Raw genomic sequence first — 14168 nt, forward strand, 5'->3', positions numbered from 1 at the left:
TGCGTGACGTTTGCCCATCTCGGCGAAGATTTCAACCCAATCAGGCCAGCAATAAAGCCGCGCCGAAAACGCCCGCGCTATCGCCGAGCGTCGGCTTCAAAATCGGCGTTTCCAGAGTCGGGTTAAAGACGTATCGCAGGATGTCCTCGCGCACGGTGTCGGTGTAGAGCAGGTCGAGATTTCCCACACCGCCGCCGATCACGACCGTGTCGGGATCGAGGATGTTGATGATCGCGCCGAGGCCTTTGGCGAAGTAATGTTTCAGCCGCTCGATGGTGGCGACCGCGTGCTCGTCCTGGCCCGTTTCCGCGAGACGCACAATCTCGGGAAGCTTGCGCGATTGGCCAGAAATCTCGGCGTAATAACGCTGCAACCCGGTTCCGGAAATGACCGTCTCCACGCAGCCATTTTGCCCGCAATAACACGGAGCGCCGCCGGGTTCGATCACATTGTGACCCCACTCGCCGCCGATGCCATGGCGACCGCCGAGGGCGTGTCCATTCACGATCACACCACCGCCCGCGCCGGTGCCGAGGATCATTCCAAAGACGCAATATTCACCCTTCGCCGCGCCCAAAGTCGCCTCGGCGAGAGCGAAACAATTTGCGTCATTCGCCATCCGAACCGGAATTCCCAACCGGTGGGAAATGTCGTCGCGCACCGGTCGCTGGTTAAGGCAAAGCGTGTTGGAATTTTTCAGCAATCCCGTCTTCGGATCGAGCACGCCGGGAGTGCCAATGCCAATCCCAGCCGGAGTCAGACCGCTGTCTTCGCGCATTAGATTCACCAGTTTTTCGATCTGTGAAAGGATGTGCTCGTAGCCTTCGCCAGCCTCGGTCGGAACCCGGAGCCGGCTGCTATGGTCGCTCGTATTGGCTGAATGCAGGATCGCGCCCTCGATCTTCGTGCCGCCGAGATCGATACCCCAGAGTGGTTGGTTTATGCCCATAAATTTCGGTCGAGTGTGCGATATTGGATCGCCTCGCTCAAGTGTTCGGTAGTGATGGATTCGCTCTCCGCAAGGTCGGCGATGGTGCGGGCGACTTTCAGGATTCGGTCGTAGGCGCGGGCGCTGAGATGGAGGCTGCTCATCGCCATTTTCAGGAGTTCGGTGGAATCCTCGCTGAGTGCGCAATGCGTTTTGATTTGGCGGGAACTCATCCGCGCATTGCACGTCGTCGAGCCGAGATAGCGCTTTTGCTGAATCGCCCGCGCAGATTCGACTCGCACTCGAATGTTTGCCGATGGCTCCGCCGTTTCCTGGCTGGCAAGTTCCTTAAACTCCACCGCCGGCACTTCCACGTGAATGTCGATCCGATCCAGCAGCGGCCCGGAGATGCGCTGGCGGTAGCGCTCGACCTGGCCCGGAGCGCAGCGGCACGAGCGTTTGGGATCGCCAAAATAGCCGCACGGACAGGGGTTCATCGCCGCCACGAGCATGAACTCTGCAGGAAAAGTCATCGTCCCCGCAGCACGCGAGATGGAGACTTTTCCGTCCTCAAGCGGCTGGCGCATCACTTCCAAAGTCGAGCGTTTGAACTCCGGCAATTCATCCAGAAACAACACGCCATTGTGCGCCAGACTCACCTCGCCAGGCGTGATATTTGCCGAGCCACCGAGCAGGCCGACATCCGAAATCGTGTGATGCGGCGAGCGAAACGGACGCGTAGAGACGAAGTTGTGTTTCCCCTCCAGCAAGCCGCAAATGCTGTGAATCTTTGTCGTCTCGATTGCCTCCTCCAGCGTGAGCGACGGCATGATGCTCACGATCCGCTTGCTCAGCATCGACTTGCCCGATCCCGGCGGGCCGAGCATCAACAAATTATGGCCTCCCGCAGTCGCCACTTCGATGGCGCGCTTTACTTGCTGCTGACCCTTCACATCGGCAAAATCGTTTTCGTAAACCTCGTGATTCGCAAACACCGTCGCCAAATCCTGTGTCACCCGCTTCATCCCCGTGCCGTCTGTCAGAAACTCATAAAGCTGACGCAGATTCTGCACGCCATAGACCTCGATGTCCTCGACCACGGCGGCCTCCAGCGCATTCATTTCCGGAACGAACAAACGCCGTTTCCCCGCGCGTCGTGCCGCCAATGCTATCGGCAAAATTCCCTTCACCGAACGCACCGCGCCAGTCAGCGCCAGTTCGCCGACAAACGTGCAGTCGTCCAGCTCCGGCGGCTCGCCTTCGCCTCCGCAAACCACGAGTCCAAGAGCAATCGGCAGATCGAAACTAGGGCCCTCTTTTTTGATGTCGGCGGGTGCGAGATTGATCGTCGTTCGATTCCGCGGCCAATAGAATCCGCTGTTCGTGATCGCCGTCGTCACGCGATCCTTGCTCTCCTTCACCGCCGTGTCGGGCAGCCCCACGATGACAATGATCGGATCGCCCGAGCGCGCCACATTCACCTCGATCTCGACCTCCATCGCCTCCACGCCTTGCACGGCGGCTGAGTAAATTTTGGCGAGCATCGCAGCGAATCTGCCAACCTCCCCCGCCACGGGCGATAAAAATCGAAGTCCGCGCAAAAAAGCTCACGCACGCGCCGATTACGCTCTTAGTCATGAGCCATTAGGATTTAAACATTCTCCCATGCACACCCTCATCGTCGGCGCGGGTCTCGCCGGGCAACTCCTCGCCCGCGCCCTTCTTGAGCGCGGCGAACGAGTGACCCTCGCCCACGACCCTGCCATCGCCGGAGCCAGCCGAGTCGCCGCCTGGATGATCAACCCCGTTACCGGCATCCGCTTCGTCCCCTCGTGGCGCGTGGAAACATTCCTGCCGAGTTGCATCGCCCTCTACGAGACGCTCGCCGCCGACATCGGCCAGCCCATCTGGCATCCGCTACCCATCATCCGCCTCTTCCAGGGCGCTGACGAACTCCCGCGCTGGAACAAAAAACGTCTCCAGCCCGAGGTTCGCGGCTACGTCGCCCAAGAATTTCCCGGCGCGCCGAAACAGAGCGGAGTCACATTCGACTCAGCACCCAATCTTGGCGGCATCGAATTCCACTCCGGCGGCTGGGCCGACCTTGCACCTTGGCTGCAACATCACCTCGCACATCCGCCGATGGGAATGGAAGTCGTCCCTGAAAAAATCACCCGCTCCGACATCGAAAAAAACGGCCTCACTTGGTGCGGACACGCCTTCGACCGCGTCATCTTCTGCACAGGCTACGAACCCTCTCACGCCTCCCACACCCCGCTCCCCTGGAAACCGGCCAAGGGCCAGCTCCTCACCGTTCGCATCCCCGGGCTTGAGTTGGATTCCATTCTCCTGCGCGGCATCTTCGTCATCCCGCTCGGACTCGACCGCTACCGCGTCGGCGCCACCTACGAATGGGATGATCTCACCCCTGATTGCACTCCGGCTGGGATCGAGTTTCTCCGTCAAAAACTCGCCGCCCTCATCCCGCTGCCCTTCGAAATACTGGACGCGCAGACCGCCATCCGCCCCATCCTGCAAGACGCGCGTCCCGTCATTGGCATGGAACCCAACACCCCCTTCGGCATCTGCAACGGCTTCGGGTCCAAGGCCGCCCTGATGGCCCCGTGGGTCTGCGACCACTTCGCCGATCACCTCGTCGCAGGCACCCCGCTCGACTCCGAGCTGAGTCTGAGTCGGCTTGCCTTGCATCGTTCTTTTGACTAAACCCTTCGATTATGAGCCAAGGTTCCACTGGTAATGTCATTGCAGCCGTCTGTAGTTTCTTCATTCCCGGCCTCGGCCAACTGGTGCAGGGAAGAGTATTGGCGGCAGTCATCCAATTTGTGCTCGCGGGCGTCCTCTGGTTTATCCTGCTCGGCTGGCTGGTGCATCTTTGGTCCATCGTTGATGCCGCCCGCTGGAAACCCTAGCTAAGACTTTAACTCCGAAGTGAATCAGCCGAGTGGCGGAGGATTTTGCGTTCGCGGCGCGTGAGGCTTTTCCAGCCTTGGCGGGTGATTTTTTCCAGAATCGGATCGACTTCCTGCACGATGAAAACGCGGTGGGCGAGGCGGTGCCAGCGTTGTTGTTGCTGGCGGCGTTCGTGGTGAAGGCGTTCCAGACGCGTGGGAAGTCCGTAGCCCAGCCAGCGGGCGTAAAGGTAGCCGATCAAAAGAGCGGGCGGCAGGGTGATGAGCGAGCAATGCGGGATCCAGTCGGCGAGGATGGCGCAGGCGAGGACGGCGGGCAGCAGGCAGGTGAGGACGCGGAGGCGGACAATGAGGCGTCTGCGAAATAAGCGGGAGCGAAATTCGAGCAGCGGCATCATGGTTCCCAAGATGGCGAGCCAGCCGCAGACAGCGGGCCAGAGTCCCATCTGGCCATTGTCGGGTGGCCAGGCGAGTGAGAGCGCGCTGGACGGCAGAAGGGTGAGGAGGAAGGCTCCGGCGAGGCGGCGAGGGCCGAGGATGGGCTCGAGTTCGCGGCCAATCAGAAAGAGCGGAATGAGGCTGGCGAGGAGCTGGCCGAGGGAGGAGGCGACGAGGGTGTGGGTGAGAAATTGCCAGAGGTAGCCGTGCCGAATGCCGTCGGAGCTGAGGGCGAGCCAGGCGGAAGCGGAACCGAGGCCAGTCTGGGCGAAAAAGAGTTCCTGCGAAGCGTGACAGGTGAGGAAGAAGGCAGTGAGCAGCGCGGTGAGGCTGATCGTCGGCGGAGTCCAGCGTTTGCGGGGCCCGGTCCGGCGGCTGTGTTTCAAGCGCATAAGGGAATATGGAATGGAGAAATTGCGGTTTTGTCCAGTGGGGAATCCCGCCGGGGCGCTCCGGGAACGTCCTGATCTGCTGCTGAGGAAAAGGGATGGGTTATTTCGCCGGGGCGCAGACGCCGAGCTTCGTTTTGGCGATGGAGAACTCCACCGGCACGTCGAAGTCCACCTCACCGTCGAGTTCCACCGGCACCTCCTCCTCGCTGGTCACGCGCAGCGATGGCGTCTGGAAATAGTCCACGTCGGAGAGTTTGCTGAGGCCGCCGAAGAGGAGCGACTGGGTGTAGCGTACGATATCGAGGTAGCCGAGGTCGTGAAAAATGAGGACATCGAGGAGGCCGTCGTCGATCGCGGCATCGGAGAAAACGTGGAACGGCCCGCCGTAGTAACGCCCATTGCCGATGAGGACGAAGCAGCCGTTGCGCGTAGCGCCATCGGGGGTGTGGATCTCGAGTTTGGGCGGGATGCGCGCGGCGATTTGCGCTAGAGAAACGACGTAACTGAGCGGCCCGAAATGTTTGCGAAATTGCAGATCGGTCTCGCGCACGACCTGCGCATCGAGACCGACGCCGGCGAGCTGCACGAAATAACGATCGTTGGCCTTCGCGAGGTCGATGCGCTGGACGTGGCCATCGGTGATCACGCTCCAGCAGGCGGCGAGATCTTTCACCGGCAATCCCAGTTCTGCCGCGAGCACATTCATCGTCCCAACCGGGAGAATGCCGAGATTCACCCTGCTCTCGCCGATTCCATTGACGACCTCATTGATCGTCCCATCGCCGCCTGCCGCGACGACTGTTTTGTAACCCGACTGCGCCGCCTCCCGCGCGATCTTTTCCGCATCGCCGACGGCCGTGGTCAGGCGGATTTCGGCCCCGGCGGCGAGCTGCCCGATGCGCTCCACAAAACGCGCCGCTTTCTCGCCTTTCGCGGCGGGATTCATGATGATCAGGGTGTCTTCCATTCTACTTCACTTTTGGTCGAGGTCGTTTAGCTTCACGTCGTGAAAAAGCATTTCCGGGTGATTGTTGCCGTTCTGAGCCTGGGAGTGCTCCTCTTCGCCGCGTTCATCCTTGCCGTCAACCTCTACGTGCAGTCGATGGGCATCCAAAACCGCCTCCGCACCGCACTCAGCCAAGCCGTCGGAATGCCGGTCGGTGTCTTTCGCACGACGTTTTCCCCGTGGGGCGGCTTCCGGCTCGACCAGATCAAAATCACCTCCGATCTCCCACGGGCGAGCGCGAATTTTCTCACCGCCGACTGCCTCGAAGTCCGCTGCGAATTCATCCCGCTGCTGCAAGGCCGCATCGTCATTCGCCGCGTCGCGCTGGATGCGCCGCAATTCGTCTTTCAGAAAAATGACCGGGGCCAGTTTCGCTTCCCGCGCCATGCGACTTCCATGCCAATCGTCGTCGCACCTTCAGCGCGCGTGCCTCCCCGGGCGACTCTCCCCGAGGTCACTCACACGCCCATTGCCACACCGACTCCAGCGACCGCTCCGGCAGTCGCGACCGCGAAAAAAGCCCCGCTCCCCGACGCCGACATCCGCAAACTCCTCCTCCGCGACGGCACCTTCCGCTTCCTCGCGCAGGACGGCAGCGAGCTCATCCGCCTCGAAATGGTGCGCTGCTCGCTCAACGCCAGGACCGCCCCCGGCACCTTCATCGGCGTTCTGGAAATCAAAAAGGCCGTCATTCTCAACCGCTGGGAAATCGCCAATCTCGAAGCCGCCGTCACAGTCGAAAACCACCAACTCCACATCCAAAAACTCGCGGCCGACATGGGCGAGGGTCGATTGGAAGGCGGTGCCGACGCTGATCTCGCCGCCGAGGGCCAGCCCTATAGCGTGCATTTTCGCCTGAGCAAAGGAGAACTCGGGAAATTTTTCCCGGAGGATTCCGACATGGCGCGCGAGCTCGTCGGGATGGTCCATGCGCGGCTGGAGTATGAGGGTTTCGCCACGCAGGAGGACAAAAACAAAGGCCACGCCGAGCTGAAAATTTCCAAGGCACGGGTCACGCATTTGCCCATTCTGGAACTCGCCAGCCAGCTAATGCGCTCCGACGATTTGAAAAAATTCAGCATTCGGAAAACAGAGATCAAGGCCGACATCACCGGACCACTCATTCACATCACGCCGTCCGCGATGGAGAGCGACCACATGAAAATCACCTTCTCGGGTCCCGTCGATGCGCGGCAGAACCTCGATCTGCGCGCGCAACTTTTGCTGGATGAAGCCCTCTTCAAAAAGCTGCCCAGCGAGGCGCGAGAAAATTTCGTCAAGCAATCCGACAGCGGCCAGCAGGCGCTCGATTTCGCGATCAACGGCACGCTCTCCGCGCCCGAAAGCAACTTCGTCAATCGGCTGATCGGCGAGAAATTGCAGAAGAAATTCAAAAACTTCCTCGGCAACTCCGAGCCCACGCCGAAGAAATGAGAGTGGTCGCTGGCTGCGCGGGCGGCATTCCGCTGCAACTCCCCAAACACGATCTGCGTCCGACGATGGACAAGGTGAAGGGCGCGATTTTTTCCAGTCTCGGCGAGGTCGTCACCGGAGCGCGCGTGCTGGATTTATTCGCTGGTTCCGGTGCGCTCGGGATCGAGGCCATGAGCCGGGGCGCGGCGCAGGCGACGCTGGTGGAGAGTCATGTCAAAGCCCTCGACGCCATCGCCGCAAACCTGCGCAAGACGCAACTCGCAGCCACGGTTTGCCGCGAGGAAGTCTTCCATTTCCTGAAGCGAAACACAGGCGAGTTTGATTTGATTCTGGCCGATCCGCCGTATGCGAAAACGCCTGGCGCTACGGATTTCGGCGAACAGCTTTTGCATTCGCCCGACCTCGCCCGCGCCCTCTCACCCGAGGGTTTTTTCGTCCTCGAACGCGCCCCGGCTTCGTTTTTGCCGACGCCGCTTTTCCGGCTCATCCGCCAGAAAACCTACGGCGCGACCGAGGTGCTTTTGCTCGCCCATCCATGAAACGCGCGCTTCCTTCCGCCGTTGTTTTCCGGCTGGCGATCTATCGATTTCTCTTTCCGCTGATCCTGATTTTCCTGCTTCCGAGCATGATCCGGCGGATGGTGAAACGGGGAAATTTTCGGCGCAATCTCGGCCAGCGTTTTGGGTTTTTCACAGCCGAGTTCCAATCGAGTCTGCGCGGGAAAAAAACCGTCTGGCTGCAATCGATCTCGGTCGGGGAAACGCAGGTTGCGCTCAAACTCGCCCGCGAATGGACGCTGCGGAAACCCGATTTGCAGATCGTGATTTCCGTGACGACCTCGACTGGATTCGATCTCGCCAGTCGCGTGGCTGGGAAAAACTTGCACGTCATTTACAATCCCATCGACCTCGCCGGGATCGTACGGCGGACTTTGAATGCGGTGCAACCCGCAGCGCTTGTTCTCATCGAAGGAACATGGCCGGTGCTGGTCGTCGAGTCGTGGCGGCGCGGGATTCCGGTCTCGCTGGTGGCACGACTTTCCCCGAGATCGGCTAGGCGGTTTCGGAAGTTTCGTGGATTCAGCGGCCCGATTTTTGCCTTGCTCGACCACGTTTTTGTCCAGGAGCCAGAGGAGAAAATCACTTGGGAAACGCTCGGGGCCAGAGTCGGCGCGATCCATTGCTGCGGAGCGATTAAATACGACGAACCGCCCGCGCCGATCAAAAAAAGGGCGGAGTTCCAATCGATTCTGGAAACGCTCGGCGCGACTGAGTCGAGTTCCATTCTTCTCGCGGGCAGCACGTTTCCCGGCGAGGAACTGATTCTCGCGCGGACTTACCTGAAACTGCGGGAGTCGTTTCCCGATTTGTTTTTGATTCTCGTGCCGCGCCACGTCGAGCGCACGCCGGAGATATTATTGGAACTCGCCTCGCTGCCGCTGGAGGTCGCGCGGCGCACCGGACCGAAAAAAGCCGACGTGCTGCTGGTCGATACCACGGGCGAATTGCGCGACTGGTATGCTTTCGCGACGGTGGTTTTCATTGGCAAAAGTCTCGCGTCCACCGGCGGTCAGAATCCGGTGGAACCCGCCTTGCTCGGGAAGCCGGTCGTCTTCGGACCACACATGGAAAACTTCGCGCCGATTGTGCGTCAATGGCTGGCGACAGATGCAGCGCTTCAAGTCGCAGACGAATCTGAGCTGGCAATCCAAGTTGAGCGACTCTTGGGAAATTCTGAACTTCGCCAGTCGTTCGCTGCGAAAGCCATTGCATCGATCAGCGCCCACTTCGGCGCGACTAGACGCGTCGTTGAGCGGCTGCGATCTAGCCCTTGAAATCGAGCGCGCCCTTTTTGATGGCGTAGATGTAACCGACCAGCAGGATGCCGACGAAACTGCTCATGCTCACCAGGATGACGCGGCCGTGGTCGCGCAGGAAATCGCGGTAAACGACGGCCCACGGATACATGAAAACGATCTCGATATCGAAGAGGATGAAGAGCATCGCCACGAGGTAAAATTTCACGCTGAACCGTGGTTGCGCCCCGGTCTCGGCAATCATGCCGCATTCGTAGGCGGTCTCTTTGACGTCGTTCTTTTTGCCGACCCGTCCGATGAGGACGCTGAAAAGCAACGCGCCGCCAGCGAAGCCGAGTGCGATCACGATCTGGACGAGAATCGGGAGATATTGAATCATGTGTTTGGTCTAAGGCAGCATCGGGCGGGTGACAACGAAAAAACCGTATTTCCTAACGAGCACCCGCGCGCCATTGCGTGGGCGTGACACCGGTCTGGCGGCGAAACCAGCGGGTGAAATAGTTCGGATCGGTGAACCCGGATTTCTCCGCGACGGTGGCGATTGGGTCGGTGCCCGCGAGCAATCCGTGGGCACGCTTGAGCGTCTCAGCCGCGCGCAACTGGCCGGTGGACATGCCGGTTTCGCGCCGCAAAATGCGCGTGAGATGATCGGGATGGTAGCCGACGATTTCGGCGACTTGCGAGACCGCGTTGGAACTCGGCTGGTTTTCACGAAACACTTCGCGGACTCTACGCACGACGGGCAAAGTGGCGTGCGCGACGGCGTTTTGCTGCAAGCCCGAGGTGCGCATGAGGACGTCGAGAATTTGCAACACCGCCGCCGCCTCGCGCGGGCGGACGTTTTCATTTCCTGGCTGCCAATCGTGCAACACGGAGAGCGCCTGGCGAATGATTTGCAGGTCGGCCTGCGTGAGATTTGCTCGAATGGCCTGGCTCGCGCCGGGCAATTCGAGGTCGAGCGTCAGGCAGAGCGGACGCCGACCATCGCCTTCGACGAAGGAATGTTCGCAGCGCGGCGGCAGGAAAAAGAATTTCCCCGGCCTCACTTCATAGGTCGTCGCGCCGATGCGCTGACTGCCGTTGCCGGTGAGATAGAGCAGAAATTGGGAGTGCCGGTGTTTGTGGGCCGCGACCCAATCTTTCTCCGGCAGGTGACGATTCAAGTTGAACCGCCGCACGCGCAGCGGGCCGACGCGGATGTCCAGCGCCTGCGAGTAAATGTGGCGGACGTTTCGGATTTGCATCGGCGGAGATAGACTATTTTCGATGTTCCGAAAAAGAAAGTCGGATTTGTGCTGATTTCTGCGGCGTTTGTCCTCACGGCCTTTTTTCATGCGAGTTACATTCGACTCACATGAACCCCCTAAGTGTCATTCTCGTTACCGGCTCCAGTCGTGGTCTGGGCCGCGGTATTGCCGAATCCCTCGCGAAGCTCGGAGTCAGCGTCGCCATTCATTATGGATTCAATCGCGCAGCAGCGGAGGAAACCGTCGCGCTCTGCCAAAAGGCGGCGATTTCTCCCGAGCAACGTTTCATTCCCGTGCAGGGCGACATCGGGAAGGAAGAAGGCCGGACGCAGCTTTTTGATGCGACTTTGAGTGGATTCGGACGCCTCGACGCGCTGGTGAACAACGCTGGAATCGCCCCCCGTGTTCGCGCCGACATCACGGAAGCGACTGAGGATGTTTTTGATGAAGTGATCGATGTGAATCTTAAAGGCCCATATTTTCTCTCGCAAAAAGCGGCCAATTATTTTCTGGCCCACCCCGGCGAATCTTTGCTGCCCGATGGCTACAAACTGATCTTCGTTTCGTCCCTTTCCGCCGCCGTGCCATCGCTGAATCGCGGCGAATATTGCATCTCGAAAGCCGCGCTCGCGATGGTCACGCAACTCTGGGCCAACCGCCTTGCCGATCAGGGCGTCTCCGTTCTGGAACTTCGCCCCGGCATCATGGCGACCGATATGACGGCGGGCGTAAAAGGCAAATACGACGCGCTGATCGAGAGCGGTCTTGTTCCGCAGAAACGCTGGGGCACGCCGGACGATCTCGGGCGCGCGGTCAGCAGTATTCTCGCGGGTCATTTCCCATTTTCCACCGGCGACGTGATCAATATCGACGGCGGTTTCCACCTCAGAAAACTCTAACTCCCCATGATCCAAATCGATTCGACTCTCACTCCCGCGTCGCTGGCCACGGCCGTCGCCGATGTCTTCGCCGTTTCCGCTCCGAAGATTCGCAAACTGCAAAATCGCTGGGCCGATAAAAGTGGAACTCCCGTCTTCACCATCGCCGGTGAATACACCGCACGCGGCTGGACGGAATGGACGCAGGGCTTCCAATTTGGCGCGGCCATTTTGCAATTCGAGTTTGATGGAAATGAAGAATTTCTAACCATCGGTCGCCAGGGAACGCTCGATCACATGGCGTCGCATCTGACTCACATCGGAGTGCACGATCACGGTTTTAACAACGTCAGCACTTACGGAAATCTCCTGCGCCTGATGGCTCTCGGAAAAATCCCGCACAACGAATGGGAGAAAAATTTCTACGAGCTTGCGCTGAAAACCACCGGCGCGATTCAAGCCGCGCGCTGGACCTCGCTTCCGGGCAATCTCGGCTACATTTATTCCTTCAATGGACCGCATTCGTTGTTCTCCGACACCGTTCGTTCGCTGCGCGCGCTGGCAGTGAGTCACCTGCTGGGACATCGTCTCATGCACGAAGGCGACAAGCCGGCGTCTTTGTTAGAACGTCTCCTGCAACACGCCGAGACGACCGCGAAATATAACGTCTATTATGGCCAGGGCCGTGACTTTTACGACATCTCGGGCCGTACCGTGCACGAGTCGATTTTCAATCTGAACGACGGCAATTACCGCTGCCCGAGCACGCAGCAGGGCTACTCGCCGTTCTCCACCTGGACGCGCGGATTGTCGTGGATTTTGCTGGGCTACGCCGAGGAGTTGGAGCTTTTCGACGTGATGTCTCCATCGGAGTTTGAGCCGTATGGCGGCAAGACAAAATGGGTCGACCGCTTCCTCGAACCCGCGCTCGCGACGGCGGATTTCTTTATCGAGCACACGCCGACCGACGGCATTCCTTATTGGGACACCGGCGCTCCTAACCTTCACAAGTTAGGTGATTATCTGAATCGTCCCGCCGAGCCCGACAACGACCATGAGCCGGTCGATAGTTCTGCGGCAGCGATTGCAGCGCAGGGTTATTTGCGGCTCGGAAAATTCCTCGAGAAACGCGGTGACACCAAACGCGGTCATCGGTATTTCCAGGCCGGACTCACCATCGCCCGCAGCCTCTTTGGCGGCACTTATCTCTCGCACGATCCGAATCACGAGGGACTGCTGCTGCACAGTATTTACCATCAGCCGAATGGCTGGGATTACGTGCCGCCGGGCAAGAAAATCGCTCAGGGCGAATCCTCCATGTGGGGCGATTACCATGGCCGCGAACTCGCCATTCTCATCCAAAGTCTGATCGACGGAAAAACCTATCACCGCTTCTTCAACGGCGTCGCCAGCCACTAACATAACTATCTAACTCGAATGACCATCACTGACCTCGCAAAAATGGAAGGCCGCCGTTATCCGGCGCGCCGCCGCACCCAAAATCTCGCTGGCGGAGTCGCCCCGATTCAGGCGACGAATTTCGCCATGGGCAACGTCACACTCGACCCGAATGGCGGCCAGGTACCGTGGCATAATCAGGAGCAGGAGGAAGTCTATTTCATTGTCGAAGGCACTGGCGAAATGTGTCTCGGCGAAGAACGCCAGATCCTCACGAGCGGCCAGATGGCTTACATTCCATCGGGCATTTTTCATCAGCTCACCAACGTCGGCGACACGCCGTTGCGGATGATTTATTGCTACGGCCCCGCGGGAGATGTCGCACATTGGCGGCAGGAACTCGACGGCACTTTGCCGCCCGCCGGTGTCGGCGACACGCCTCCACTTCCACCCGGCGCGCAGCCGCAGTGCACCATTAAACCCTAACTCCCCTCAAACTTAGACTCGAATCCAACTCCTATGAAAATTCACAAAATCGGCATCATCATGAACGGCGTCACCGGACGCATGGGCAAAAACCAGCATCTCATTCGTTCCATCGATGCGATCATCAAACAAGGCGGCGTCAAAATTAGCGCCGAGGAAGTCATCATGCCCGATCCGATCCTGGTCGGACGCAGCGAGACGAAGCTGAAGGAATTGTGCACCATGACGTCGGTCAAAAAATACACGACCGACCTCGACAGCGTGATGAACGACCCGGCTTACCAGATTTATTTCGACGCGCAGAGCACGCTCCGCCGGTTCGACGCGGTGAAGCAGGCGGCGGAGGCCGGCAAGCATGTCTATTGCGAGAAGCCGACCGCGATCACGACCGAAAATGCTTACAAACTTTACGAGATCTGCCGCAACGCCGGAGTGAAAAACGGCGTCGTCCAGGACAAGCTCTGGTTGCCCGGCATGGTGAAATTTATGCGCCTGAAAGAGAACGATTTCTTTGGAAAAATCCTCAGCGTGCGTGGCGAATTTGGCTACTGGGTTTTCGAGGGTCACACTATTCCCGCGCAACGTCCGAGCTGGAATTATCGCAAGGAAGACGGCGGCGGCATGATCGTGGATATGCTCTGTCACTGGCGCTACGTGATCGACAATTTGTTTGGCAACGTGAAGAGCGTTTCCTGTCTCGCCGCGACGCACATCCCCGAGCGCGTGGACGAGGAGGGCAAGCCCTACGTTTGCACGGCGGACGACTCGGCGTATTCCACATTCGAGTTGGAGAACGGTGTGATCTGCCATTTCAATTCGAGCTGGAATGTGCGCGTTCGCCGCGACGACCTTCTCACGATGCAAGTCGATGGAACGAAAGGCAGCGCCATCGTCGGTCTGCGCGACGTCTGGATTCAACATTACGGCAACACCCCGAAGCCCATCTGGAACCCTGACATCAAGCAACCCATCGACTTTTTCGACGGCTGGAGCAAAGTCCCCGAGCAGGAGACTTACGACAATGCGTTCAAGATTCAGTGGGAACTTTTCCTGCGTCACGTCGTGCTCGACGAGCCGTTCCGCTGGACGCTCCTCGAAGGCGCGAAAGGCGTGCAACTCGCCGAACTCGGCATCCAAAGCAGTGAGCAACGCAAGTGGCTCGATCTGCCCGAACTGACCGCTTAAACCCGATAACACTGGAACCGGAATCTAAAA

15 protein-coding genes are annotated in these 14168 nt (G+C 59.2%); 9 read left to right on the plus strand and 6 right to left on the minus strand.

Annotated features, from left to right (window positions below):
- Positions 1–40 precede the first annotated feature (40 nt).
- Together ABIT76_13790 and ABIT76_13795 are read right to left on the minus strand one after the other, a co-directional pair.
- Positions 41–949 (minus strand): ROK family protein, encoded by a 909-nt coding sequence (locus ABIT76_13790; protein ID MEO7934221.1) that lies wholly within the window; start codon positions 947–949, stop codon positions 41–43.
- Positions 940–2472: a YifB family Mg chelatase-like AAA ATPase gene (locus tag ABIT76_13795; GenBank protein ID MEO7934222.1), complete on the minus strand. Its 1533-nt coding sequence runs from the start codon at positions 2470–2472 to the stop codon at positions 940–942. Before ABIT76_13795 ends, ABIT76_13790 begins: the two co-directional genes overlap by 10 nt.
- 121 nt (positions 2473–2593) lie before the next feature.
- Here ABIT76_13795 and ABIT76_13800 point away from each other — a divergent pair, with 121 nt between their 5' ends.
- Both ABIT76_13800 and ABIT76_13805 read left to right on the plus strand, forming a co-directional pair.
- The gene (locus tag ABIT76_13800; protein MEO7934223.1) at positions 2594–3652 is read left to right on the plus strand and encodes an FAD-dependent oxidoreductase; all 1059 of its coding nucleotides are present in this window, start codon (positions 2594–2596) and stop codon (positions 3650–3652) included.
- Positions 3653–3663: 11 nt separating this feature from the next.
- Positions 3664–3858: a hypothetical protein gene (locus tag ABIT76_13805; protein MEO7934224.1), complete on the plus strand. Its 195-nt coding sequence runs from the start codon at positions 3664–3666 to the stop codon at positions 3856–3858.
- Positions 3859–3866: 8 nt separating this feature from the next.
- Here the strand turns inward: ABIT76_13805 and ABIT76_13810 are convergent, their stop codons facing one another.
- Both ABIT76_13810 and ABIT76_13815 read right to left on the minus strand, forming a co-directional pair.
- On the minus strand, positions 3867–4688 hold the full coding sequence (locus ABIT76_13810; protein ID MEO7934225.1) for a rhomboid family intramembrane serine protease: 822 nt from the start codon (positions 4686–4688) through the stop codon (positions 3867–3869).
- A 100-nt stretch (positions 4689–4788) separates the two neighbouring features.
- Entirely contained in the window at positions 4789–5655 is an 867-nt protein-coding gene (locus ABIT76_13815) for a diacylglycerol kinase family protein (GenBank protein MEO7934226.1), read from the minus strand.
- A 39-nt stretch (positions 5656–5694) separates the two neighbouring features.
- Here ABIT76_13815 and ABIT76_13820 point away from each other — a divergent pair, with 39 nt between their 5' ends.
- Genes ABIT76_13820 through ABIT76_13830 form a run of 3 tightly spaced genes read left to right on the plus strand, consistent with a single transcriptional unit; the run spans position 5695 to position 8962 of the window.
- Positions 5695–7128 carry an AsmA-like C-terminal region-containing protein gene (locus tag ABIT76_13820; GenBank protein MEO7934227.1) on the plus strand — a complete coding sequence of 478 codons (1434 nt, stop codon included), beginning with the start codon at positions 5695–5697 and terminating at the stop codon, positions 7126–7128.
- Positions 7125–7667 carry a 16S rRNA (guanine(966)-N(2))-methyltransferase RsmD gene (gene rsmD / locus ABIT76_13825; GenBank protein MEO7934228.1) on the plus strand — a complete coding sequence of 181 codons (543 nt, stop codon included), beginning with the start codon at positions 7125–7127 and terminating at the stop codon, positions 7665–7667. Before ABIT76_13820 ends, rsmD begins: the two co-directional genes overlap by 4 nt.
- The gene (locus ABIT76_13830) at positions 7664–8962 is read left to right on the plus strand and encodes a glycosyltransferase N-terminal domain-containing protein (protein ID MEO7934229.1); all 1299 of its coding nucleotides are present in this window, start codon (positions 7664–7666) and stop codon (positions 8960–8962) included. The genes rsmD and ABIT76_13830 overlap by 4 nt, the downstream gene beginning before the upstream one ends.
- On the opposite strand, the gene ABIT76_13835 is transcribed toward ABIT76_13830, so the two are convergent.
- Together ABIT76_13835 and ABIT76_13840 are read right to left on the minus strand one after the other, a co-directional pair.
- Positions 8952–9323 carry an NADH-quinone oxidoreductase subunit A gene (locus ABIT76_13835; protein ID MEO7934230.1) on the minus strand — a complete coding sequence of 124 codons (372 nt, stop codon included), beginning with the start codon at positions 9321–9323 and terminating at the stop codon, positions 8952–8954. The genes ABIT76_13830 and ABIT76_13835 overlap by 11 nt on opposite strands.
- 52 nt (positions 9324–9375) lie before the next feature.
- Entirely contained in the window at positions 9376–10188 is an 813-nt protein-coding gene (locus ABIT76_13840) for an AraC family transcriptional regulator (GenBank protein MEO7934231.1), read from the minus strand.
- A 110-nt stretch (positions 10189–10298) separates the two neighbouring features.
- Here ABIT76_13840 and ABIT76_13845 point away from each other — a divergent pair, with 110 nt between their 5' ends.
- From ABIT76_13845 to ABIT76_13860, 4 genes are read left to right on the plus strand one after another with little or no spacing between them, the layout of a single operon-like run.
- Complete coding sequence (locus ABIT76_13845) at positions 10299–11090, plus strand: 3-ketoacyl-ACP reductase (GenBank protein MEO7934232.1); 792 nt, start codon at positions 10299–10301, stop codon at positions 11088–11090.
- A 6-nt stretch (positions 11091–11096) separates the two neighbouring features.
- On the plus strand, positions 11097–12488 hold the full coding sequence (locus ABIT76_13850; GenBank protein MEO7934233.1) for a glycosyl hydrolase: 1392 nt from the start codon (positions 11097–11099) through the stop codon (positions 12486–12488).
- A gap of 18 nt (positions 12489–12506) precedes the next feature.
- Positions 12507–12953 carry a cupin domain-containing protein gene (locus ABIT76_13855; GenBank protein MEO7934234.1) on the plus strand — a complete coding sequence of 149 codons (447 nt, stop codon included), beginning with the start codon at positions 12507–12509 and terminating at the stop codon, positions 12951–12953.
- A gap of 33 nt (positions 12954–12986) precedes the next feature.
- Complete coding sequence (locus ABIT76_13860) at positions 12987–14138, plus strand: Gfo/Idh/MocA family oxidoreductase (protein MEO7934235.1); 1152 nt, start codon at positions 12987–12989, stop codon at positions 14136–14138.
- Positions 14139–14168 lie beyond the last annotated feature (30 nt).

The sequence above is a fragment of the Chthoniobacterales bacterium genome (assembly GCA_039930045.1).
Taxonomy (GTDB): domain Bacteria; phylum Verrucomicrobiota; class Verrucomicrobiia; order Chthoniobacterales; family DASVRZ01; genus DASVRZ01.

Coding starts and splice junctions, on each gene's coding strand:
- ABIT76_13790 (MEO7934221.1), bottom strand. CDS start 949: ATGGGCATAAACCAACCACTCTGGGGTATCGATCTCGGCGGCACGAAG.
- ABIT76_13795 (MEO7934222.1), bottom strand. CDS start 2,472: ATGCTCGCCAAAATTTACTCAGCCGCCGTGCAAGGCGTGGAGGCGATG.
- ABIT76_13800 (MEO7934223.1), top strand. CDS start 2,594: ATGCACACCCTCATCGTCGGCGCGGGTCTCGCCGGGCAACTCCTCGCC.
- ABIT76_13805 (MEO7934224.1), top strand. CDS start 3,664: ATGAGCCAAGGTTCCACTGGTAATGTCATTGCAGCCGTCTGTAGTTTC.
- ABIT76_13810 (MEO7934225.1), bottom strand. CDS start 4,688: ATGCGCTTGAAACACAGCCGCCGGACCGGGCCCCGCAAACGCTGGACT.
- ABIT76_13815 (MEO7934226.1), bottom strand. CDS start 5,655: ATGGAAGACACCCTGATCATCATGAATCCCGCCGCGAAAGGCGAGAAA.
- rsmD (MEO7934228.1), top strand. CDS start 7,125: ATGAGAGTGGTCGCTGGCTGCGCGGGCGGCATTCCGCTGCAACTCCCC.
- ABIT76_13830 (MEO7934229.1), top strand. CDS start 7,664: ATGAAACGCGCGCTTCCTTCCGCCGTTGTTTTCCGGCTGGCGATCTAT.
- ABIT76_13835 (MEO7934230.1), bottom strand. CDS start 9,323: ATGATTCAATATCTCCCGATTCTCGTCCAGATCGTGATCGCACTCGGC.
- ABIT76_13840 (MEO7934231.1), bottom strand. CDS start 10,188: ATGCAAATCCGAAACGTCCGCCACATTTACTCGCAGGCGCTGGACATC.
- ABIT76_13845 (MEO7934232.1), top strand. CDS start 10,299: ATGAACCCCCTAAGTGTCATTCTCGTTACCGGCTCCAGTCGTGGTCTG.
- ABIT76_13850 (MEO7934233.1), top strand. CDS start 11,097: ATGATCCAAATCGATTCGACTCTCACTCCCGCGTCGCTGGCCACGGCC.
- ABIT76_13855 (MEO7934234.1), top strand. CDS start 12,507: ATGACCATCACTGACCTCGCAAAAATGGAAGGCCGCCGTTATCCGGCG.
- ABIT76_13860 (MEO7934235.1), top strand. CDS start 12,987: ATGAAAATTCACAAAATCGGCATCATCATGAACGGCGTCACCGGACGC.